The 20,166-nt window shown below is 70.6% G+C and carries 18 protein-coding genes; 9 read left to right on the plus strand and 9 right to left on the minus strand.

All coding sequences use genetic code 11. The annotated features are described in order from the left end of the window. Positions 1 to 7: 7 nt before the first annotated feature. Positions 8 to 763 carry a GntR family transcriptional regulator gene (locus BKK80_RS25225; RefSeq protein WP_071071763.1) on the minus strand — a complete coding sequence of 252 codons (756 nt, stop codon included), beginning with the start codon at positions 761 to 763 and terminating at the stop codon, positions 8 to 10. Between the two features lie 15 nt (positions 764 to 778). After that, on the minus strand, positions 779 to 1,768 hold the full coding sequence (locus BKK80_RS25230; RefSeq protein WP_071021031.1) for a tripartite tricarboxylate transporter substrate binding protein: 990 nt from the start codon (positions 1,766 to 1,768) through the stop codon (positions 779 to 781). A gap of 122 nt (positions 1,769 to 1,890) precedes the next feature. On the opposite strand from BKK80_RS25230, the gene BKK80_RS25235 reads away from it, so the two are divergent. The 4 genes from BKK80_RS25235 (at position 1,891) to BKK80_RS25250 (ending at position 5,943) form a co-directional block, all read left to right on the plus strand. Then, entirely contained in the window at positions 1,891 to 2,784 is an 894-nt protein-coding gene (locus BKK80_RS25235) for an isocitrate lyase/PEP mutase family protein (RefSeq protein WP_071021029.1), read from the plus strand. Positions 2,785 to 2,831: 47 nt separating this feature from the next. Beyond that, positions 2,832 to 4,238, plus strand: coding sequence for a 3-isopropylmalate dehydratase large subunit (locus tag BKK80_RS25240; protein WP_071021026.1), 1,407 nt, complete (start codon positions 2,832 to 2,834; stop codon positions 4,236 to 4,238). Positions 4,239 to 4,247: 9 nt separating this feature from the next. Then, on the plus strand, positions 4,248 to 4,886 hold the full coding sequence (gene leuD, locus BKK80_RS25245) for a 3-isopropylmalate dehydratase small subunit (RefSeq protein WP_071071765.1): 639 nt from the start codon (positions 4,248 to 4,250) through the stop codon (positions 4,884 to 4,886). 499 nt (positions 4,887 to 5,385) lie between these two features. After that, the gene (locus tag BKK80_RS25250; protein ID WP_071022729.1) at positions 5,386 to 5,943 is read left to right on the plus strand and encodes a PadR family transcriptional regulator; all 558 of its coding nucleotides are present in this window, start codon (positions 5,386 to 5,388) and stop codon (positions 5,941 to 5,943) included. Between the two features lie 187 nt (positions 5,944 to 6,130). On the opposite strand, the gene BKK80_RS25255 is transcribed toward BKK80_RS25250, so the two are convergent. The 5 genes from BKK80_RS25255 to BKK80_RS25270 form a co-directional block, all read right to left on the minus strand. Next, positions 6,131 to 7,141 carry an NAD(P)H-dependent flavin oxidoreductase gene (locus BKK80_RS25255; protein ID WP_071021020.1) on the minus strand — a complete coding sequence of 337 codons (1,011 nt, stop codon included), beginning with the start codon at positions 7,139 to 7,141 and terminating at the stop codon, positions 6,131 to 6,133. Positions 7,142 to 7,284: 143 nt separating this feature from the next. After that, complete coding sequence (locus BKK80_RS25260; RefSeq protein ID WP_071021016.1) at positions 7,285 to 7,728, minus strand: nuclear transport factor 2 family protein; 444 nt, start codon at positions 7,726 to 7,728, stop codon at positions 7,285 to 7,287. A gap of 499 nt (positions 7,729 to 8,227) precedes the next feature. Continuing rightward, on the minus strand, positions 8,228 to 8,383 hold the full coding sequence (locus BKK80_RS36695; RefSeq protein ID WP_156811507.1) for a DUF2474 family protein: 156 nt from the start codon (positions 8,381 to 8,383) through the stop codon (positions 8,228 to 8,230). 23 nt (positions 8,384 to 8,406) lie between these two features. Then, on the minus strand, positions 8,407 to 9,411 hold the full coding sequence (gene cydB / locus BKK80_RS25265; RefSeq protein ID WP_071039754.1) for a cytochrome d ubiquinol oxidase subunit II: 1,005 nt from the start codon (positions 9,409 to 9,411) through the stop codon (positions 8,407 to 8,409). Further along, positions 9,404 to 10,846, minus strand: coding sequence for a cytochrome ubiquinol oxidase subunit I (locus BKK80_RS25270; RefSeq protein ID WP_071071767.1), 1,443 nt, complete (start codon positions 10,844 to 10,846; stop codon positions 9,404 to 9,406). Before BKK80_RS25270 ends, cydB begins: the two co-directional genes overlap by 8 nt. A gap of 479 nt (positions 10,847 to 11,325) precedes the next feature. Between BKK80_RS25270 and BKK80_RS25275 the strand changes: the two genes are divergently transcribed. The 3 genes from BKK80_RS25275 (at position 11,326) to BKK80_RS25285 (ending at position 15,271) form a co-directional block, all read left to right on the plus strand. Continuing rightward, the gene (locus BKK80_RS25275) at positions 11,326 to 11,556 is read left to right on the plus strand and encodes a DUF3311 domain-containing protein (protein WP_071021008.1); all 231 of its coding nucleotides are present in this window, start codon (positions 11,326 to 11,328) and stop codon (positions 11,554 to 11,556) included. Then, positions 11,553 to 13,103 (plus strand): monocarboxylate uptake permease MctP, encoded by a 1,551-nt coding sequence (mctP, locus tag BKK80_RS25280; RefSeq protein ID WP_071021005.1) that lies wholly within the window; start codon positions 11,553 to 11,555, stop codon positions 13,101 to 13,103. Before BKK80_RS25275 ends, mctP begins: the two co-directional genes overlap by 4 nt. A 530-nt stretch (positions 13,104 to 13,633) precedes the next feature. Beyond that, complete coding sequence (locus BKK80_RS25285; RefSeq protein ID WP_156811506.1) at positions 13,634 to 15,271, plus strand: EAL domain-containing protein; 1,638 nt, start codon at positions 13,634 to 13,636, stop codon at positions 15,269 to 15,271. Between the two features lie 46 nt (positions 15,272 to 15,317). Here the strand turns inward: BKK80_RS25285 and BKK80_RS25290 are convergent, their stop codons facing one another. Then, complete coding sequence (locus tag BKK80_RS25290; RefSeq protein ID WP_071071768.1) at positions 15,318 to 16,250, minus strand: LysR family transcriptional regulator; 933 nt, start codon at positions 16,248 to 16,250, stop codon at positions 15,318 to 15,320. Between the two features lie 176 nt (positions 16,251 to 16,426). On the opposite strand from BKK80_RS25290, the gene BKK80_RS25295 reads away from it, so the two are divergent. Continuing rightward, positions 16,427 to 17,398, plus strand: coding sequence for a 3-hydroxyacyl-CoA dehydrogenase family protein (locus BKK80_RS25295; protein ID WP_071071771.1), 972 nt, complete (start codon positions 16,427 to 16,429; stop codon positions 17,396 to 17,398). Continuing rightward, complete coding sequence (locus tag BKK80_RS25300) at positions 17,395 to 18,264, plus strand: beta-keto acid cleavage family enzyme (protein WP_071039757.1); 870 nt, start codon at positions 17,395 to 17,397, stop codon at positions 18,262 to 18,264. Before BKK80_RS25295 ends, BKK80_RS25300 begins: the two co-directional genes overlap by 4 nt. 75 nt (positions 18,265 to 18,339) lie before the next feature. Here BKK80_RS25300 and BKK80_RS25305 read toward each other — a convergent pair whose 3' ends face one another. Then, a complete protein-coding gene (locus BKK80_RS25305; RefSeq protein WP_071039758.1) occupies positions 18,340 to 19,938 on the minus strand; it encodes a TerC family protein in 1,599 nt (532 codons plus the stop codon). Positions 19,939 to 20,166: the final 228 nt, after the last annotated feature.

The raw sequence follows: 20,166 nt of genomic DNA on the forward strand, positions 1-20,166 counted from the left end.
GCGCGGCTCAGCCGAACACGGCGTGTCCGGCGCGCACGGCGAGGCCCGCGGCATCGGAAGGCCCCGCGCCGAGCGCGCGCACCAGCACGTCGCGATTGGTCAGGATGTGTTCGCGCATCAGCGCCTCGGCGCGCCCGACTTCGCGCTGCGCCAGCGCGTCGACGATGCGGTAGTGCTCGGCGAGCGCCTGGCGGCTGTGGTCGCGCTGGAAGAGCAGCGCCAGCGCAGCCTGGTCGTGCGGGCGCGACTTGCTGTCGAAGATGATCGGCAACTGGCGCGCGCGCCGCACCGCGTCGGTGAGCCAGTCGTTGTCGGCCAGCTCCAGCAGGGTGTAGTGGAAGTCCAGGTTCATGTCCTGCCAGCGCAGCGCCTGCTGCGCGTCCCACTCCTGCTCGTGCAGCACCTGCCGCTGCGCCTCGAGCTGCGCGGCCAGCCGTTCCTGCTCGGGGTGCAGCAGGCCGCGTTCGCCGATCAGGCGGCAGCCCAGGCTTTCCAGCGCGGCCCGCACCGTGAAGGCATCGCGCACGTCCTTGGGCTGGAAGCGGCGCACCAGGAAGCCCCGGTTGGGCTGGTAGGTCAGCAGTCCTTCGTCGGCCAGCCGTGCCAGCGCATCGCGTACCGGCGTGCGCGACACCCCCAGCTCCTGCGCCAGCGTGACCTCCATCAGGTGGGAGCCCGGCGGGATCTCGCCGTCGAAGATGCGGTTGCGCAGCACGTCGGCGACGGAGAGCGCGCGCGTGCGGGAAGACTCGGGGGATGCCATGGCTCGTTACGGGGTTCAGTCAGCGTGGATGTGGCGGCTGCGGATGAGATTACCCCATAAAGTCCGCTCGTCCGCAAGGAAGCGCGCCGTCTGCGCGGGCGGGGGCGAGAAGGTCTCGGCGCCGCTGGCGGCGATGGCCTGCGCCAGGCGCGGGTCGTCGAGCGCCCTGGCCAGCGCCGCGCGCAGCCGCGCGGCGAGGTCCGGCGCGGTGCCCGCGCGCGTGAACAGGCAGGTCCAGCTGTAGATCTCCACCGGCACGCCGGACTCCGCCAGGGTGGGCACGTCCGGCAGGGCCGCGACGCGCGTGCGTGAGGTCACCGCCAGCGCGCGCAGCGCGCCGCTGCGGATGTGTGGCAGCACCGTGGCCGGGTTGGAAAACATCATCTGCACCTGGCCGCCGATGGTGTCCGCGATGGCCGGCGCGTTGCCGCGATAGGGAATGTGCGTCAGCGCGATCCCGGCCGTCTGCGCGAACAGCTCGCCCGACAGGTGGGAGGTATTGCCGTTGCCCGCGCTGGCGAAGTTGATCTGCGCCGGCCGCGCGCGCGCCAGGCGCAGCAGCTCGGCCACGTTGTGCGCGGGCAGCGACGGGTTGACCACCAGCACATTGGGCCCGCGGCTGACGCAGCCGACCGGGCTGAAGTCGCGCGCCGCGTCATAGGGCGGGCGCGACAGCATCAGCGGGGCATTGATCTGGTCGGCCGGCGTGCCCAGCAGCAGGGTATAGCCGTCGGCCGGCGCGCGCAGCACCTGCGCCGCGCCGAGCGTGCCGCCGGCGCCGCTCTTGTTTTCCACGATCACCGACTGGCCCAGCTGGCGCGACAGATTGTTCGAGAGCAGGCGGGCGATGGTGTCGGTGGTGCCGCCCGCGGGAAAGGGCACCACCAGCGTGAGCGGCCGCGCGGGCCAGGTTTCGGCATATGCGCAGGGGCCGAAGGTGAATGCGGCGGCCATGCCGAGCAGCAGGCAACGGGTGGCGCGGCGGGCTTTTCCAAACGGATGCATCACAGGTCTCCTTTGTCTGTATGCATGCATGATAGCCTTAAACTGGCATAAAACACGAATTATCCGATTGTAAATTCCCAATCATGTATGCATACTGTTCGCAGTTCGATCAGGAGACGGAAATGCGAAAGACCACCAGGTTGTCCCAACTCATCCATGCCCCGGAGCTGCTCGTGATGCCGGGTGCATTCGATGCGCTCTCGGCGCGCATCGTCCAGGAGGCCGGCTTCGCGGCCGTGCAGTGTTCCGGCTTCGGTATTTCGGTGAGCCGGCTGGGCCTGCCGGATTACAGCTTCCTGGCCTTCTCGGACATGGTCGAGGCCACCCGCCGCATCGTCGATGCGGTCGAGCTGCCGGTCATGGCCGACGGCGATACCGGCTTCGGCAATGCGGTCAACGCCTGGTACGCGGTGCGCGCCTTCGAGCGCATCGGCTGTGCCGGCGTCAACATCGAAGACCAGCTCATGCCCAAGCGCTGCGGCCACCTGGAGGGCAAGTCGCTGATCCCGCTCGACGAGGCCGTGCAGAAGATCCGCGCCTGCGCCGAGGCGCGCACCGATGCCGATTTCGTCATCAATGCGCGCACTGACGCGCTTGCCGTGGGCGGCATCGGCGAAGTGATCCGGCGCGGCAATGCCTACCTGGAGGCGGGCGCCACCATGGTCTTCATCGACGGCATGACGTCCAAGGCGCTGGCGCGCGAGGCGGTGGCCGGCATCCGCGGCCCGGTGGCGATCAATGTGGTGGAGGGCGGCAAATCGCCCGAGGCCTTCACTTTTGCCGAGATGGAGGCGATGGGCATCGCGCGCGTGAGCCTGCCGGGCACGCTGATGCTGGCCGCGATCCAGGGCATGCGCGATGCCCTGGCGGCGGTGCGCGCCAACGGCTATGCCGGCGGCCCCGGGGCGCGGCTGGCGGATTTCCGCGCGCAGCTCGACCTGGTCGGCTTCGCCGAGGTGTTCGCGCTGGAGCAGCGCTACCTGTCCGCGCTGGCGGCGCCGGCCGCGGTGCAATGAAGGCGCCGCGCGCGCTGGCTGACCGGCACCCGCCGAGGAGGAATCCCATGCAGGCAAGACCCCGCAACATCATCGAGAAGATCTGGGAGCAGCACGTGGTGGCCGAGCTCGAACACGAGCAGGCGCTGCTGCACGTCGACCGCATCCTGCTGCACGACCGCGCCGGCCCGCGCGTGCTGGCGGCGCTGCGCGAGGCGGGCCGCGCCGTGGCCCGGCCCGGCCTGGTGTTCGGCACCATGGACCATATCATCGACACCCAGCCCGGGCGCGGCGACGACACGCTGGTGCCCGGCGGCCGGGCCTTCATCGAAGGGCTGCGCGCCGAGGCGCGCGGCGCCGGCATCCGGCTGTTCGACCTGGGCGATCCGCAACAGGGCATCGCCCACGTGATCTCGCCCGAGCTGGGCATCGCGCTGCCCGGCACCACGCTGGTCTGCTGCGACAGCCATACCTGCACCGTCGGCGGCATCGGCGCGCTGGCCTGGGGCATCGGCACGACCGAGGGCGAGCATGCGGTGGCCACCCAGTGCCTGGTGCGCGCCCGTCCGCGCACGCTGCGCGTGACGTTGCACGGCCGCCCCGGGCCCGGCGTCTCGGCCAAGGACATGGTGCTGGCGCTGATCGCCCGCTTCGGCGTGCGCGGCGGCGACGGCCACGCCATCGAGTTCGACGGCGAGGCCGTGCGCGCGCTGGAGGTGGAGGGCCGGCTGACGCTGTGCAATATGGCGGTCGAATTCGGCGCCTGGACCGGGCTGGTGGCGCCCGATGCGCGCACCGTCGAATGGCTGGCCGGGCGCCCCTACGCGCCGGCCGGCGCGGACTGGGAGGCGGCCGTGGCGGACTGGGAGGCGCTGCGCTCGGACGAGGGCGCGCACTGGGACCGCGTCCTCGAACTCGACTGCGCAGGGCTGGCGCCGCAGGTCAGCTGGGGGACCAATCCCGGCCAGGCCGGCGCCATCGACGCGGCGGTGCCGCAGCCGGCCGACGCCGACGCGCGGCGCGCGCTGGACTACATGGCCGTGCAGCCGGGCCGGCCGCTGCAGGGCATCCCGATCGACGCGGCCTTCATCGGCTCCTGTACCAACAGCCGCCTGCCCGACCTGCGCGCGGCCGCTGCCGTCGTGCGCGGCCGCCGCGTCGCGCCGGGGGTCAAGGCCATCGTGGTGCCGGGCTCCAGCGGGGTCAAGCGCGCGGCCGAGGCCGAAGGGCTGGACCACGTCTTCCGCGCGGCCGGTTTCGAATGGCGCGAGAGCGGCTGTTCACTGTGCTTCTTCGCCGGCGGCGACCACTTCGACCAGCCGGACCGGCCGGGGCGGCGCGTGATCACCAGCACCAACCGCAATTTCGAGGGCCGCCAGGGGCCCGGCGTGCGCTCGCACCTGGCCAGCCCCGCCACGGTGGCGGCGTCGGCCCTCGCCGGCTGCATCGCCGACCCGCGTCCGCTGCTGTCCTGAGGAGACATCATGGAACCTTTCGTCACACTGCGCGGGCTGGCCGCGCCGCTGCTGCGCGCCAATATCGATACCGACCTGATCATCCCCTCGCGCGAGATCACCTCGCCCGGGGCCGATGGTTACGGCGACAAGCTGCTGTCGCCGTGGCGCTACCAGACCGGCGCGGACGGGCAGCGCCGCGAGCGCCCGGAGTTCGTGCTCAACCGCGCGCCGTTCCGGCAGGCCACCATCCTGCTGAGCGGCGAGAACTTCGGCAGCGGCTCCTCGCGCGAGGCGGCGGTATGGGCGGTGCGCCAGTTCGGCTTCCGCTGCGTCATCGCACCCTCGTTCGGCGCCATCTTCCAGAACAACTGCTACCGCAACGGGGTGCTGCCGGTGGTGCTGGCGGCCGATGTGGTCGGCGCGCTGGCGCAGGAGGCCGAGGGCGGCGCGCTGTGGCTGGAGGTGGACCTGCGGGCCTGCCAGGTGCGGCATGCCGACGGGCGCGGCTGGACCTTCGCGGTGCCCGCCAGCGAGCGCGCCATGCTGTTGGAGGGGCTGGACGCGATCGGGCTGACGCTCAAGCGCCATGCGCAGATCGAGGCCTACCAGGCCGCGACACGCGCCGCGCGGCCGTGGATCTGGGCCGTCGAGGCGCGCGGGCGGTGAGGTGATGCGACGCAGGCGGGCGGATGCCGGGCGCGGCTCTCGCGCAGGCCGATGCCGAAGGCGATCGCGCCGCTGCCGCCGCCGCTGACCTGGTGGTCCGGATGGCGGACCGCCCTCCATCCACTGCAAGCGGCAGCGGCATTCGCTCGGCCCGCTCGGCCCGCTCGGCCGGCAAAAAAAAATGCGCCAGGCGGGTTGGCCTGGCGCGAGTCGGGAGGATTGCCATCGAGGGGTAGGTTCGATGGTGTGTGAAGCCTAAGGCATCGGCACCGGGCCTGTGTTTCAGAATGTAAGGCGCAGCGCCGGCGTGCGGATGCCCGTGCGCGCACCAGCGTCGCTGGTGGCGTGGGGAACGCGCTCGCATCGGGTTCGCCAAAAATGACAAGAAATGTTACGAAGATAAAAAATACTGAATTCAGCAATGCATGGCATCGATGGCCGCCTGCCGCCCGGCCACGGCGCATATCCAGGGACCAAGGCCTCAGGTATATTTCGGCGCATGTCCGTCCAACATGCCCTCCTTACCTCGCTGCTGGAACAGCCGTCCTCCGGTTATGACCTGGCCCGTCGCTTCGACCGCTCCATCGGCTATTTCTGGCAGGCCACGCATCAGCAGATCTATCGCGAACTCGGCCGCATGGCCGAAGCCGGCTGGGTCGCGGCGGAGGACGATGAAGAGGGCGCGGGCCGCCGCAAGAAGGTCTATCACGTGCTGCCCGCCGGCCGCGCGGAACTGGCGCGCTGGGTGCTGGAGCCGGCCGCGCCGGGCGAAGGCCGGCGCGCGCTGCTGGTCAAGCTGCGCGCCGAGGCGGCCATCGGCCCGCTCGGCCTGGACCAGGAGATGGAGCGCCAGATCGCCGAGCACCGCGCAACGCTGGAGCTGTACCTGGCCATCGAACAGCGCGACTTCTCCGCGCCGGACCTGAGCGTGCCGCAGCGACTGCAGCATGCCGTGCTGCGCTCGGGCATCCTGGGCGAGCAGGTCTGGCTGCAATGGGCGCACGAGGTGCTGCCGCTGCTGCGCCGGGCGGCGCCGCAGGAGGGCGGCGCCGCCTAGTCCACTGCGCTTTTTCTGATGCAGTGGTGCTCTGACGCAGTGGATTCGTGCCCTGAATTCAAGGCCCCGGGGCGCTGGCGGGCGCGCCACAACGAAAGCGAAAACGAAAACAGGCCGCTGCCTGTCCGGCGCGGCCTGTCGGCCGCCACGGCGCGGCCGTGGCGGGTCATGCGTGTGCGGCGTGCCGTCAGGCCTGCGCCGCGGCCGTGCGGCCGGTGCTGCGCGTGGTGCCGGCAGCCAGGCCCAGCCGATGCCGCGCGGCTTCGTACTCCTCGCTGAAACGCTGCACCAGTTCTCCTGCCGGCACGATGCGCTTGATCGCGCCGATGCCCTGGCCGGCGCCCCAGATATCGCGCCAGGCCTTGGCCTTGGTGTTGCCGCCCGAACCGAAGTTCATCTTCGACGGATCCGACACCGGCAGGTCGTCGGGATCGAGGCCGGCGTTGACGATGCTCTGGCGCAGGTAGTTGCCGTGCACGCCGGTGAACAGGTTGGAGTAGACGATATCGCCCGCGCCGCTGTCGACGATCATCTGCTTGTAGCCCTGCGCCGCGTTGGCTTCCTCGGTGGCGATGAAGGCCGAGCCGATGTAGGCCAGGTCCGCGCCGGCCGCCTGCGCCGCCAGGATGGCGTTGCCGTTGCCGATGGCGCCCGACAGCAGCAGCGGGCCGTCGAACCACTCGCGGATCTCATGCAGCAGCGGGAAGGGCGACTGCACGCCGGCGTGTCCGCCGGCACCGGCCGCCACCGCGATCAGGCCGTCCGCGCCTTTCTCGATCGCCTTCTTGGCGAACTTGTTGTTGATGACGTCGTGCAGCACGATGCCGCCGTAGCTGTGCACCTGCTGGTTGACCTCCTCGCGCGCCCCCAGCGAGGTGATGGTGATGGGCACCTTGAACCTGGCGCAGACCTCCAGGTCGTGTTCCAGCCGGTCGTTGGACTTGTGCACGATCTGGTTGACCGCGAAGGGCGCGGCCGGGCGGTCGGGATGCTTGGCGTTGTGTTCGGCCAGTTCGGTGGTGATGCGGTCCAGCCACTCTTCCAGCACCGGTGCCGGGCGCGCGTTCAGCGCCGGGAAGGAGCCGACCACGCCGGCCTTGCACTGGGCGATCACCAGGTCGGGATTGGAAATGATGAACAGGGGCGAGCAGACCACGGGCAGCGACAGGCGGCCTTCGAGGATGGCGGGCAGGGACATCGGGTTCTCCGGTAAGGCTGGGCGGACCGTCGACGACGGTCGGCAGAAGTCAACAATCAACAGCGGTCAAAAACGAACTGCAGTCGGAAGCAGATGGGGAAGCCAGGTGGCAAGCGCGGGCGCCCCCGCTCGCCTGCCCGGCATCATGCGGCGGGCGCGGCGCCGGCGAGCAGGTCCTTGTACTGGGCGAGGCGGGCGCCCATTTCGGCGCCCAGCGCCTGCAGGCCGCTCATGGGCCGCACCATGACCTCGAATTCCTCGATGAGACCCGCCTCGTCGAGGCGCAGCATGTCGATGCCCTTGAGGGCCTTGCCGGCGACGTTGGCGCTGAATTCCAGCACGATGCTGCGGCCGTCCTCGCTGACGAAGCTGCGGTGGTAGCGGAAATCCTGGAACACCGTGTTGACGGTCTTCAGCACCAGCTTGATGGCGGCGCGGCCGGGATAGGGGGTGTGAGCCACCGGCGAGCGGAACACGATCTTGTCGGACAGCAGCGGATCGAGCTCTTCCATGGCATTGCGCTCGAGGATCTTGTGCCAGGCGGCCAGGGTGCGCTGCGCGGCGTCCGACAGGGGTTTGGCTTGCATGCGGGTCTCCATTTCCGGCGGTGCGGCGGCTTGCCGCGCCGTGTCCTTGATGTCGCGTCTTGCGATGAGGATATGCAACGCGTTGCATAAGAATAGCAGCGGCCTTTTTGATATGCAACTGGTTGCATGCCCACTGCATGGTCGCCGCGTGATCAGGCGCGCGAGGTCATCCGGGAGGGGAGGCCGCCTGAGACGTCGCCTTCAGGGCTCGTGGGTGACGTAAATAGCCCTTTCGGGTTCGGGAGATGGCGCTGGCAAGAGCGGGAAGAGGCAGGGAAGAGGCAGGGAAGAGGCAGGGAAGAGGCAGGGAAGAGGCAGGGAAGAGGCAGGGAAGAGGCAGGGAAGGGGCAGGGAAGGGGCAGGGAAGGGGCAGGGAAGGGGCAGGGAAGGGGCAGGGAAGAGGCAGGGAAGGGGCAGGGAAGGGGCGGCAGCGGTGGCTTTCTCCTGGACGGCAGGGGGGAAGGGGACCTTCCCCCCCGCCCGGGAGCCTTGGCGCCGCTCAGCGCACGAACCGCATCGCGCAGCGCATCAGCGTGGCGAGCAGGCCCAGCGACAGCACGCCGGCCAGCCACAGGCCGGCAAACCACAGCGCCTGGCGCAGCCGGCCGGGCCTGGCGGCCGCCGGGCCGGCGGCGGGCGAATCCTGACAGGACATGATGGTGCTCCGTGCTGCCGTTTTCAGTGGTAGCCCGCGTCGCCCGCGCGCACCTTGCCGCGGAACACCCAGTAGCCCAGCGCGGTGTAGGCGAGGATCACGGGGAGGATGAGCAGCGCGCCGACCAGGGCGAAGGCCTGGCTGCTGGCCGGTGCCGCCGCCTGCCACAGCGTGACCGAGGGCGGGATCATGTGCGGCCAGATACTGATCAGGAAGCCGGCGTAGCCGAGCGCGGTGATCGCCAGCGCGAGGAAATAGGGCGCGCGCTCGCGGCGCTGCGCCACCGCGGCGCAGATGCGCCAGGCGCACAGCGCCACCGCCGCCGGCACCGGCAGGAACCAGAACAGGTTGGGCAGGCGGAACCAGCGCTGCGCGATGGCCGGGTCGACCAGCGGCGTCCACAGGCTGACCACCGCGATCATCGCCAGCAGCAGGCCGGTCAGCGGCCGCATCAGCGCGAACATGCGGCGCTGCAGTTCGCCTTCGGTCTTGATCAGCAGCCAGCCGCAGCCCAGCGTGGCATAGGTCGCCAGCAGGCCGAGGCCGGTGAACAGGCTGAAGGGGCTCAGCCAGTCGAAGCCGCCGCCGGCGAACTCGCGCCCGGACACCGGGATGCCCTGGATATAGCCGCCCAGCGCCACGCCCTGGAAGAAGGTCGCGGTGGCCGAGCCGGCGATGAAGGCCAGGTCCCACAGATGGCGCGTGCGCCTGGCCTTGGCGCGGATCTCGAAGGCCACGCCGCGGAAGATCAGGCCGACCAGCATCAGCGTCAGCGGCAGGTAGAGGGCGGACAGCACCGCGCCGTAGACCACCGGGAAGGCGGCGAACAGTCCCGCGCCGCCCAGCACCAGCCAGGTCTCGTTACCGTCCCAGACGGGGGCGACCGTGTTCATCATCACATCGCGGTCCTGCTCACCGGGGAAGAAGGGGAAGAGCAGGCCGATGCCGAGGTCGAAACCATCCAGCATCACGTAGAGGAACACGCCCAGGGCGATGATGGCGGCCCAGATCAGCGACAGGTCAAGCATGGCCGGCCTCCTCGGCAGGGGTGGAATCGATGCGGTCGTCCGCGCCCGCGAGCGGACGGCGGCCGGAATAGGTGGTGAGCGTGCCGAGCGTCTCGCGCATGCCGGGCGGCGAGTGCTCGCCGGCATGGGGCCCCTTGCGCAGCAACTTCAGCAGGTAGTGGATGCCGGTGCCGAACACCAGCAGGTAGACCACGACGAAGATCAGCAGCGAGACGCCGACCTGCTGCCGGCTGACCGGCGAGGCGGCTTCGGCGGTGCGCAGCAGGCCGTACACCACCCAGGGCTGGCGGCCCGCCTCGGTGGTGATCCAGCCGGCCAGCAGCGCGACGAAGCCGGCGGGACTCATGGCCACGCAGAAGCGGTGGAACCAGCCGGCCTCGTACAGCCGCCGGCGCCGCTGCAGCAGCAATGCCAGCGCGGCCAGCAGGATCATCAGCAGGCCCAGGCCCACCATCACGCGGAAGGACCAGAACACGACCCGCGCATCGGGGCGGTCCTGCGGCGGAAAGTCCTTCAGGCCGCGGATCTCGCCGTCCCAGCTATGGGTCAGGATCAGGCTGCCGAGGTGAGGCACCGAGAGCGTGTAGCGGGTCGTCTCGGCCGCCATGTCCGGGATGCCGAACAGCTTGAGCGCGGTGCCGCCGGCCTCCGTTTCCCACAGGCCCTCGATGGCGGCGATCTTGGCCGGCTGGTAGCGCAGGGTATTGAGGCCGTGCGCGTCGCCCACCAGCGCCTGCAGCGGGGCGAGCACCGCCAGCATGCCGAGCGCCATGGCGAAGCTGGTCCGGATGGCCGGGTCGCGGCGCCGCCGCAGCAGGTGCCAGGCGGCCGTGCCCGCCACCAGCAGCGCGGTGCAGAGGAAGGCCGCCAGCGCCATGTGCGCCAGGCGGTAAGGGAAGGACGGGTTGAAGACGATGGCGAACCAGTCGGTCGGCACCACGCGGCCGTCGACGATGGCATAGCCGGTGGGCGTCTGCATCCAGCTGTTGGAGGACAGGATCCAGAACATCGAGATCAGCGTGCCGACCGCGACCATCACGGTGGCGCCGAAGTGGGCGCGCCGGCCCACCTTGTCCCAGCCGAACAGCATGATGCCGAGGAAGCCCGCCTCCAGGAAGAAGGCGGTCAGCACCTCGTAGGCGAGCAGGGGGCCGGTCACGCTGCCGGCGAAATTCGAGAAGGCGCTCCAGTTGGTGCCGAACTGGTAGCTCATCACCACGCCGGACACCACGCCCATGCCGAAGGCGACGGCGAAGACGCGCGACCAGAAGCGGCACAGGTCGAGGTAGACCTGGCGGCCGGTCTTCAGCCACAGCCCTTCGAGCACGGCGATGAAGCTGGCCAGGCCGATGCTGAGGGCGGGAAAGATGATGTGGAAGGATACGGTGAAGGCGAACTGGATGCGGGCCAGCGCGACGGCGGAGAGGGCTTCCATCTAGCGCTCCCGCCGGGCGCCGGCCAGGCTGGCGGCGCAGGGTGGACGGGTGGCGACGGCGGCGCGCGCGGGCGCTTCGGCAGCGGACGGATACATGGCAAGACACATGGCAAGACACGGGCTGGTGACGATGCAGTCAGTGTGCGCTGCAACACAAATGCATAACAGCATCAGAAATGGACAGTTTTTGCGTATCAGTTTGGCGGGGTGGGAAATCCCGGTCCACGCTGGCGGCAAGGGTCCTGCCCGAACGGGGTGGAGTGCGCCACAGTGCGCACGCAGGCAGGACGGGCCACCCCCGGCCTGCCATCGGCTGCACGCCGGCGTGCCCTTTGCAGCCGTAGCGCGGCGACTGCGTGTGCAGCGACATCCCCGCCTTGACCCTGCAATATGCGGTCCTATACTCGCGATGGACGGATTGCGACAGATGCGTCGCCCGCGCCGCCCGCGCCGGACAGGTGACGGGACAGGAGACAGCCATGACGGATCGCGACGCCCCGCGACGGGGCAACAGGCACTGGTTGTGGCTGCTGGTGCTGCCCTGGATCGCCATGCTGTGGGTGCCTTCCTACAACGCCGCCGAGCCGGCGTTGTTCGGTTTCCCCTTCTTCTACTGGTACCAGCTGCTCTGGGTGCTGCTCAGCGCGGTGATCACCGCGCTGGTCTACTTCAAGACCCGGGGCGTGCATGGCGCAGGAGGGCCGCAATGAACCCCGTCGCCACCACGGTCTTCGTCTTCTTCTTCGCCCTGGTGACCGTGCTGGGCTTCGTTGCCGCGCACTGGCGCAAGGGCGATCTCAACCATCTCGACGAATGGGGCCTGGGAGGGCGGCGCTTCGGCACCATCGTGACCTGGTTCCTGCTCGGCGGCGACCTGTACACGGCCTACACCTTCGTCGCCGTGCCGGCGCTGGTGTTCGGCGCGGGGGCGACCGGCTTCTTCGCGCTGCCTTACACCATCCTGATCTATCCCTTCGCCTTCGTGGTGTTCCCCAAGCTGTGGAGCGTGGCCAAGCGGCACGGCTACGTGACCGCGTCCGACTTCGTGCGCGCGCGCTACGACAGCCGCGCGCTGGCGCTGGCGGTGGCCGTGACCGGCATCGTGGCCACGCTGCCCTACATCGCGCTGCAACTGGTCGGCCTCGAAGTGGTGATCGGCGGGCTCGGCTTCAACACCACCGGACTGGTGGGCGATCTGCCGCTGGTCATCGCCTTCGCCATCCTGGCCGCCTACACCTATACCTCCGGCCTGCGCGCGCCCGCCATGATCGCCGTGGTCAAGGACCTGCTGATCTACATCACCATCGCCGTGGCCATCGTGGTGATCCCGCTGCAGCTCGGCGGCTTCGGCCATATCTTCGGCACGGTGCCGCCGGCCAAGCTGCTGCTCAAGGCTCCCGACGCCACCAGCCTGAACGGCTACAGCGCCTATGCCACGCTGGCGCTGGGCTCGGCGCTGGCGCTGTTCCTCTACCCGCATTCGGTCACCGCCATCCTTTCCTCGTCGTCGGGCAACACCATCCGGCGCAATATGGCGCTGCTGCCGGCCTATTCGCTGGTGCTCGGCCTGCTGGCCCTGCTCGGCTACATGGCGCTGGCGGCGGGTGTCAAGGACATGCCGGAGTTCGCGCCGTACTTCAAGGCCTACGGCGCCAATTTCGCCGTGCCGGCGCTGTTCCTGCATTTCTTCCCCCCCTGGTTCGTCGGGCTCGCCTTCGCCGCCATCGGCATCGGCGCGCTGGTGCCGGCGGCGATCATGTCGATCGCGGCGGCCAACCTGTACACGCGCAACATCCACAAGGAGTTCATCAACCCGGGCATGACGCACAGCGAGGAGACCGCAGTGGCCAAGCTGGTGTCGCTGGTGGTCAAGCTGGGCGCCGTCGCCTTCGTGCTGGGCCTGCCGCTGACCTACGCCATCCAGCTGCAGCTGCTGGGCGGCATCTGGATCATCCAGACGCTGCCGGCGGTGGTGCTGGGACTCTACACGCGGCTGCTCGATCCGCGCGGGCTGCTGCTCGGCTGGGTTGCCGGCATCGCCGCCGGCACCTGGATGGCGGCCTCCCTCAAGCTGGCCAGCTCGATCTTCCCGATCCATCTCGGCGGCCTGGCGGTGCCGGGCTACGCGGCGGTGTGGGCGCTGCTGGTCAACCTGGCCGTGTCGATCGTGGTCAGCGCCGTGCTGCGCATGCTCGGCATGGCCGACGCCGCCGACCAGACCCGGCCCTCGGACTACCTGGACGTGGTGGAAGGCTAGCTAGACCAATTGCGTCAGAGAATGCGCACCCGAGCGGCGGAGCCTTTCGCATGACGCCTGACAACTCGTGCTCTGCATCACAAGTCGTGCAATGCGTCGTCACGACTGCCCGCAAGGCTCCAGTCTTGCTGCGCTTCGCTCCTGGCCTCGCACGACTTCCCGGCAGACTGAGTGATTCCACGAATTGAAGAATCAGGACACCAGGTGGTCCGCTGCGTCGCCAAGGCGTCGCCCCGGGCCGCCGGGAAGCCGCGCGCCCGCTTCTTTCCCGGCTGGCTTACCTTCTGAACGGATTCCAGGCTCGGGACAGCAGGCGGTTGCCGTGACGCTTCGCGCCGGCGGCGCACCAGGCGGGTGGCTTTGCCGAAGCACGGCAAGGGCAGGTACTATCTCGTCTCAGAAGCGGTGGCAGTTGCGCCGCACAACTGGGTCAAGAATTCTCTCCCGCCCGCGCAAGCGTGCGCGAGACCGGATGCCGGGACGGGAAGGTGTGTCCGGCGGCGCCGCGAGGTGGCGGTCAGGAGTATCCATTGGGTAGTCGATTCCTGCGTGCCAGGACCTTGCTCCTGCACGCCTTGCTCGTGCTGCTGGCGGCCTTGCTGCCGGTTGCCATCGCGCTGCTGCTGATCCGGGCGGAGGCGGACCAGCTCGCGCACGAGAGCAGTGACGAGGCCGCGCAGGTGGTGATCCGGCAAGCGGACGCCATCCTGGCGCAGGCCATGGCCGTGTCGGACCACCTGCTGCCGCTGGCGGGGCGGCCGTGCGCCGAGACCGCGCCCAGGCTGCGCGAGACCAGCGGCCTGCTGCCGCACCTGCACGCCGTCCTGATCGCCCCCGCGCATCCCTACTATTGCTCCGGCCAGGGCGCCATGCCGCGCGCACCGCTGGATGCGCTGCTGCACGACGCGCTGCCGGCGGAGAGCGATGGCCATGCCTTGCTGGTGGTGCAGGATTCGCCCATCGTGCCGGGGCAGCCTGCCCTGCTGGTCGTGCGCAGCCAGGCCGACGGGCGCCGCGTGCTGGTCGCGCTCGACGGCCGCTACCTGCTCAACTTCCTCGGCGCCGCGGCGCCGGCCGAACGCTACCGCTTGGCGGTCACGGCGCGCGGGCATGACGGCGCGCTGCGGCGCGGCACCGGCGGCGCAGAGGCGGCAGGCACGAGGGGGCGCCTTGCCTATGTGGCAACGATCGATTCCCAGCGCTTTCCCTATGCGGTCCAGGTCGGCGTGCGCGCGTCCTTGCTGGCCGAGCGCAGCGCGCGGCTGCTGCACAGCTACGCGCCGGTGATCGTCCTGTGCTCGTTGGGCCTGGGCCTGCTGATGCGCCGCGTGCTCAAGCGGCAGCTGTCGATGGCCGCCGAGATCCGCCGCGGCATCGCGCGCGGCGAGTTCCACGTGCAGTACCAGCCAGTGGTGGCGCTGGACTCGGGCCGCTGCGTCGGCGTGGAGGCGCTGATGCGCTGGAACCGGGCCGGCATGAGCGCGGTCCGGCCCGATATCTTCTTCTCCGTTGCCGAGACCAACCATCTGGCCGTGCCGCTGACGCGCCACCTGTTCGAGCTGGTCGCGCGCGACCTGCACGGGCGCTGGCTGCCGCTGGATTTCCACGTCGGTGTCAACATCACGTCGGAACACCTGGAGAGCCCCGAGATCCTGGACGACGTCGCGCGCCTGTCGCAGGCACTGGCGCTGCAGGCGCCCCGGCTGACCCTGGAGGTGACGGAACGCCAGGTGCTGCCCGGTACGCCGGCCGTGCTGGAGCATATGCGACGGCTGCGCGCCGCCGGGGTGCGGCTGGCGATCGACGATTTCGGCACCGGCCACAGCGCGCTGGCCTACCTGGAGCGTTTTCCGGTCGACTACCTGAAGATCGACCGCCTGTTCGTCTCGGCCATCGGCACCGGCGCCGTCAATGCGCCGGTGCTCGATCTGATCATCGCGCTGGCCGCGCGCCTGGGCGTGGCCCTGGTGGCGGAAGGCATCGAGGATGCGTCGCAGGCCGCCTACCTGCGCGCCGAAGGGGTCGGCTTCGGACAGGGCTTCCTGTTCGCGCCGCCGATGCCGGCCGACGCCCTGGTCGCGTGGCTGGAATCGCAGGCCGCGGCCAGCGGTGGCGCGGCGCCGCCGGGACACGCGACCGGGCCGGCGGTGGTCCCGCCGCTGGCCTGAAATAGCGGGGCGGCAGGGCGTCGCCCCGGTGCTCCGGCCGGCGGCGTCAGCCGGCCCCGGCGGGGGCGGCCGCCTCGCCGGCCGCCGCCAGGTGGCGGCGTACCGCCTCGGCCAGTTCGGCCGCCGCCGGCGACAGGCTGCGGTGGCGCAGCGTGACCAGGCCGATCGAGCGTTCCGCCACCGGGCCGGTCAGCAACCGCTCGACGATGCCCGGCTGGCGCACCGTGCCGGCCGCGATCTCCGGCAGCGCGGCCACGCCGAAGCCGCACTCGACCATGGCGGCGATGGTGGCCAGGTGCTCGGCCTCGAACACCGGCTGGAAGCGGATGCGGTTCTGCAGGAAGGCCCATTCGGCGTACTGGCGCACGCTGCTCGGATGGGTCATCGAGACATGCGGCGCGTTGGCCGTGTCGCTCCAGCGCAGCGGGCCGACGGCGCGCGCCAGCGGGTGCCCGGCCGGGATCAGCAGCACGAAGCGGTCCGACAGCAGCGGCTCGTAGTGCAGGTCGGCCTGCTGCGGATCGGCCGCCGTCAGGGCGAAATCCACCTCGCCGGCGCGCACCAGGTCGAAGGCCGGCCCCGACAGCGTGTCGAAGACCTTGAGCGCCACCTCCGGGCGCTCGCGCCGGAAAGCCATCAGCACGCGCGGCAGGATGCGCGCGGCCAGCGAAGGCAGCGCCGCCACCGCCACCTGCCCGCGCTCCGCGCTGGCGATGCCGCCGACCGCGTCGATGGCGTCGCGGAAGGCCGACTGCAGCAGCGCCGCCTGTTGCAGGAAGACCTTGCCGGCAGCGGTCAGCCGCACCGTGCGCGTGGTGCGGTCGAACAGGCGCACACCCAGCGTTTCCTCGATGCGCAGCACCTGGGTGGACAGCGCCGACTGCGACAGGTGGAGCTGGCCGGCGGCCTGGCGGAAGTTGAGCGTGCGGCCGAGCACCAGGACGGTCTCGATGTCGCGCATGGACAGGTTGATCTTCATGGCGGGGGGCTCACAGGGCCCAGGGTGCGGGCGATTGATCTGGTTTGTCGATCATTCTATAGAGAAAATCGACTTCCTCTATCAAAGCGCCTTCTCTACACTGCGCCGGTCATCGCGTCGCCGCCGCCGTCTCCGCCTTGCCGGCCGGCGCCGCGCCCCTTACCCGAGGAGACTTCATGCAGAACCCGAATCCGGCCGCCGCCGTGCTGGCCCGCCCCGGCGCCGCGCACGCGGTGGTGGTGGGTGGCGGCACCATGGGCGCCGACGTGGCCGTGGTGCTGACGCGCGCCTTGTGCCGTACCACCGTGGTGGAACCCGACGCGGCGCGCGCCGCCGCGCTGCCGGCGCGCGTCGCCGCAAACCTGGCCGCGATCGGCCGCGAGGATGGTGCCGCGGCGCTGCAGGTGGCCGCGGACCTGGACCAGATCGACTGGAGCACGGTCGACCTCGTCATCGAGTGCATTCCCGAGCGGCTCGACCTCAAGCAGGCCCTCTTTGCCGAACTGGTGCGCCGCGCGCGGCCCGATGCGGTGCTGGCCAGCAACAGTTCCAGCTTTCCCATCAGCGCCATCGGCGCCGGCCTCGACACGCGCGCGCGCATGCTCGGCCTGCATTTCTTCATGCCGGCGCACCTGGTGCCGCTGGTCGAGGTGGTGATGGGCGAAGGCAGCAGCGAGGACGGCGCCGACGCGCTGATCGCCTTCATGCGGCGCTGCGGCATGGTGCCGGTCAAGGTGCGCCAGGACCTGCCCGGCTTCCTCGCCAACCGGCTGCAGCATGCGTTGTCGCGCGAGGCCTTCAGCCTGATCGACCGCGGCATCGCTTCGCCCGGGGACGTGGACGCGGCGGTGCGCTTCGGCTTCGGCTTCCGCTTCCTGGCGGCCGGCCCGGTGCTGCAGCGCGACCACGCCGGCATCGACGTGCACGCTGCCGCCGGCGCCACCATGTACCCGAGCTTCTGCAACGACGCCGAGCCCGCGCGCTGCCTGGCCGAGCGGGCCGCCGACGGCCGCCACGGCATGAAGCGCGGCGAGGGCTTCTATGCCTGGACGCCCGAAACCATCGCCGCCGAGCGTGCCCGCTACGACCGCCTGCTGCGCGCCGGCCTCGACCTGATCGCCACCGAACTGCCCGCCATCGAACCATGAACCCGACCGAGCAAGCCCCCGCCGCGGCCCGCCCCGCGGCGCTGGCAGAATCCCCGCTGATCGTCACGGTGGCGCCCAACGGCGCCTACAAGCGTGCCGCCGACCACCCGGCGGTGCCGCTGACGCCGGCGGCGCTGGCGGCCGAGGCCAAGGCCTGCCTCGATGCCGGCGCGGCCATGATGCATATGCATGTGCGCCATCCCGACGGCAGCCATTCCCTCGACGTCGAGGCCTACCGCGCGGCGCTGGCCGCGGTCCGCCAGGCGGTGGGCGAGGCCCTGCTGGTGCAGGTGACCAGCGAGGCCGCCGGCGTCTACCGTGCTCCCGAGCAGATGGCCATGGTGCGCGAGCTGCGTCCCGAGGCGGTCTCGATCGGCCTGCGCGAGATCGCCGTGCCCGAGATCCCGGAGGGCGAGCTGGCGGCCTTCCTGGCCTGGCTGGCGCGCGAGCGCATCCTGACGCAGATCATCCTGTACGACGCGGCCGATGTGTCGCGCTGGCAGTCGCTGCGCGCGCGCGGACTGGTGCCGCCGGGCGCCTGGTCCGAACTCTATGTGCTCGGCCGCTACGCGGCCGGCCAGCAGTCCTCGCCGCACGACCTGCTGCCCTTCCTGGACCTCGCCGACGGCTCGCTGCCGTGGGCGGTGTGCGCGTTCGGGCGGGAAGAGAATGCCTGCGTGACGGCGGCGGCGGCCTTCGGCGGCCACGTCCGCGTCGGCTTCGAGAACAACCTGCTGCTGCGCGACGGCAGCACGGCGCCGGGCAATGCGGCGCTGGTGGCCCAGGCCGTGCAGGGTGGCCTCACGCTGGGCCGGCCGCTGGCCGACGCGGCCGCGGCGCGCCGCATCTACGGCGCGGTGCGCTGAGGCGGGGGCCGCCGGGAGCGGCACCCGGGTAGCGTGGAGGTCGTGCCGAGGCAGCAGGCAGCGCCCAGGTAGTGCTCAGGCACTGCCGCCGGTGGCCGCCGTCGCCTGGGCGTCGCCGTGATCCGCCGCTGCCGCGCCGGTGGCGATGCGGCGTACCTCGACCCGCTCGATGCGCCGCTCGGAGACCTCGCTCACGGTGAAGCGGAAGCCGGCCAGTGCCAGCGCGGCGCCAACCTGCGGCAGCGCGCCGAAATGCGCCAGCAGCAGCCCGCCGAGCGTGGCGTAGGGGCGCTCGGGCCCGGCCAGTTCCAGGCTCGCGTCGAGCGCTTGCTCCACGCTGTGCAGGTCGGCCGCGCCGTCCATCAGCCAGTGGCCGGGGCCGGCCGTCACGATGTCCGGGGTTTCGTCCTCGTCGGGGAACTCGCCCGCGATGGCTTCCAGGATGTCCACCGGCGTGACCACGCCGAGGATGGCGCCATACTCGTCGCTGACCAGCACGAGCTGCCCGCGTGAGGCGCGCAGGGTGTCCATCAGGCGCAGGATGCCGATCGATTCCGGCACGATGATGGGCGGGCGCAGGCTGGCCGGATCGATCGCGCCCCGGTCGGTCAGGTCGAGGATCAGGTCCTTGGCGCGGCCGACGCCGGCGATCTCGTCGAGCTGGCCGCGGCAGACCGGGAAGAGGCTGTGCGGCGCGGCCAGCAGGCGCTCGCGCTGCGCCTGCGGCGGCTCGTCCAGGTCGACCCAGGACAGCTCGGTGCGGTTGGTCATGACCGAGCGCACCGAGCGCTCGGCCAGCTTCAGCACGCCGCTGACCATATTGCGCTCCAGCGGCGCGAAGGCCGGGGTGCCGGCGGCGGGCGACGGCGCCTGGTCCTGCCCGTCGTCGGCGGCGCGGCGCGCGCCCAGCAGGCGCAGCACGGCGTCGGCCGTGCGCTCGCGCCGCGGGCGCCGGGCCTCATGGCGCAGGGCATTGCGCTGCGCCACCTGGTTGAAGAACTCGATCAGGACGGAGAAGCCGATGGCGGCGTAGATGTAGCCCTTCGGGATATGGAAGCCCAGGCCTTCGCATACCAGGCTCAGGCCGATCATCAGCAGGAAGCTCAGGCACAGCACCACCACGGTCTGGTGGGCATTGACGAAGCGCGTCAGCGGCTTGGAAGCGAACAGCATCACGCCGATCGAGATCACCACCGCCGCCATCATCACGCCCAGGTGGTTGACCATGCCGACCGCCGTGATGACCGAATCCAGCGAGAACACCGCGTCGAGGATGACGATCTGGGCCACCACGGTCCAGAATCCGGCGTGCGCGCCCTTGTTGCCGCCGGCGTGCGGCAGACCCTCCATGCGCTCGTGCAGTTCCATGGTGGCCTTGAACAGCAGGAACAGGCCGCCTGTCAGCAGGATCAGGTCGCGCGCCGACAGTGATAGCGGTCCGAGCGTGAACAGCGGGCGGGTCAGCGTGATCAGCCACGAGATGATGGACAGCAGGGCCAGCCGCATCAGCAGCGCCAGCGACAGTCCCAGCACGCGCGCCTTGTCGCGCTGGGCCGGCGGCAGCTTGTCGGCCAGGATGGCGATGAAGATCAGGTTGTCGATGCCGAGCACGATCTCGAGCACCACCAGCGTCGCCAGGCCGATCCAGATCGACGGGTCAGTCAGCCATTCCATGGTCGGGTTCCGGTTGGGGAGAGGGGGCGGGCCGGCGCGGCCGTTGGCGATGAGAGGCCACCGGCGCCGGCGGTCCGGCTACTTTACCGGAAAGCAGGTCGCCGCCGGCCATGCATCGGCGCACGGCGGCGGGCAGGAGAGGGGTGGCAGAGCCGGGGAAGAGGGAGGAGGGAGGCCGAAGGCAGAAGAGAGAGAAAGAGAGAGAACAACCGGCGCCGGCGGCATCGC

Origin of the sequence: Cupriavidus malaysiensis, from assembly GCF_001854325.1 — a bacterium.
In the GTDB taxonomy this organism is placed as follows: domain Bacteria; phylum Pseudomonadota; class Gammaproteobacteria; order Burkholderiales; family Burkholderiaceae; genus Cupriavidus; species Cupriavidus malaysiensis.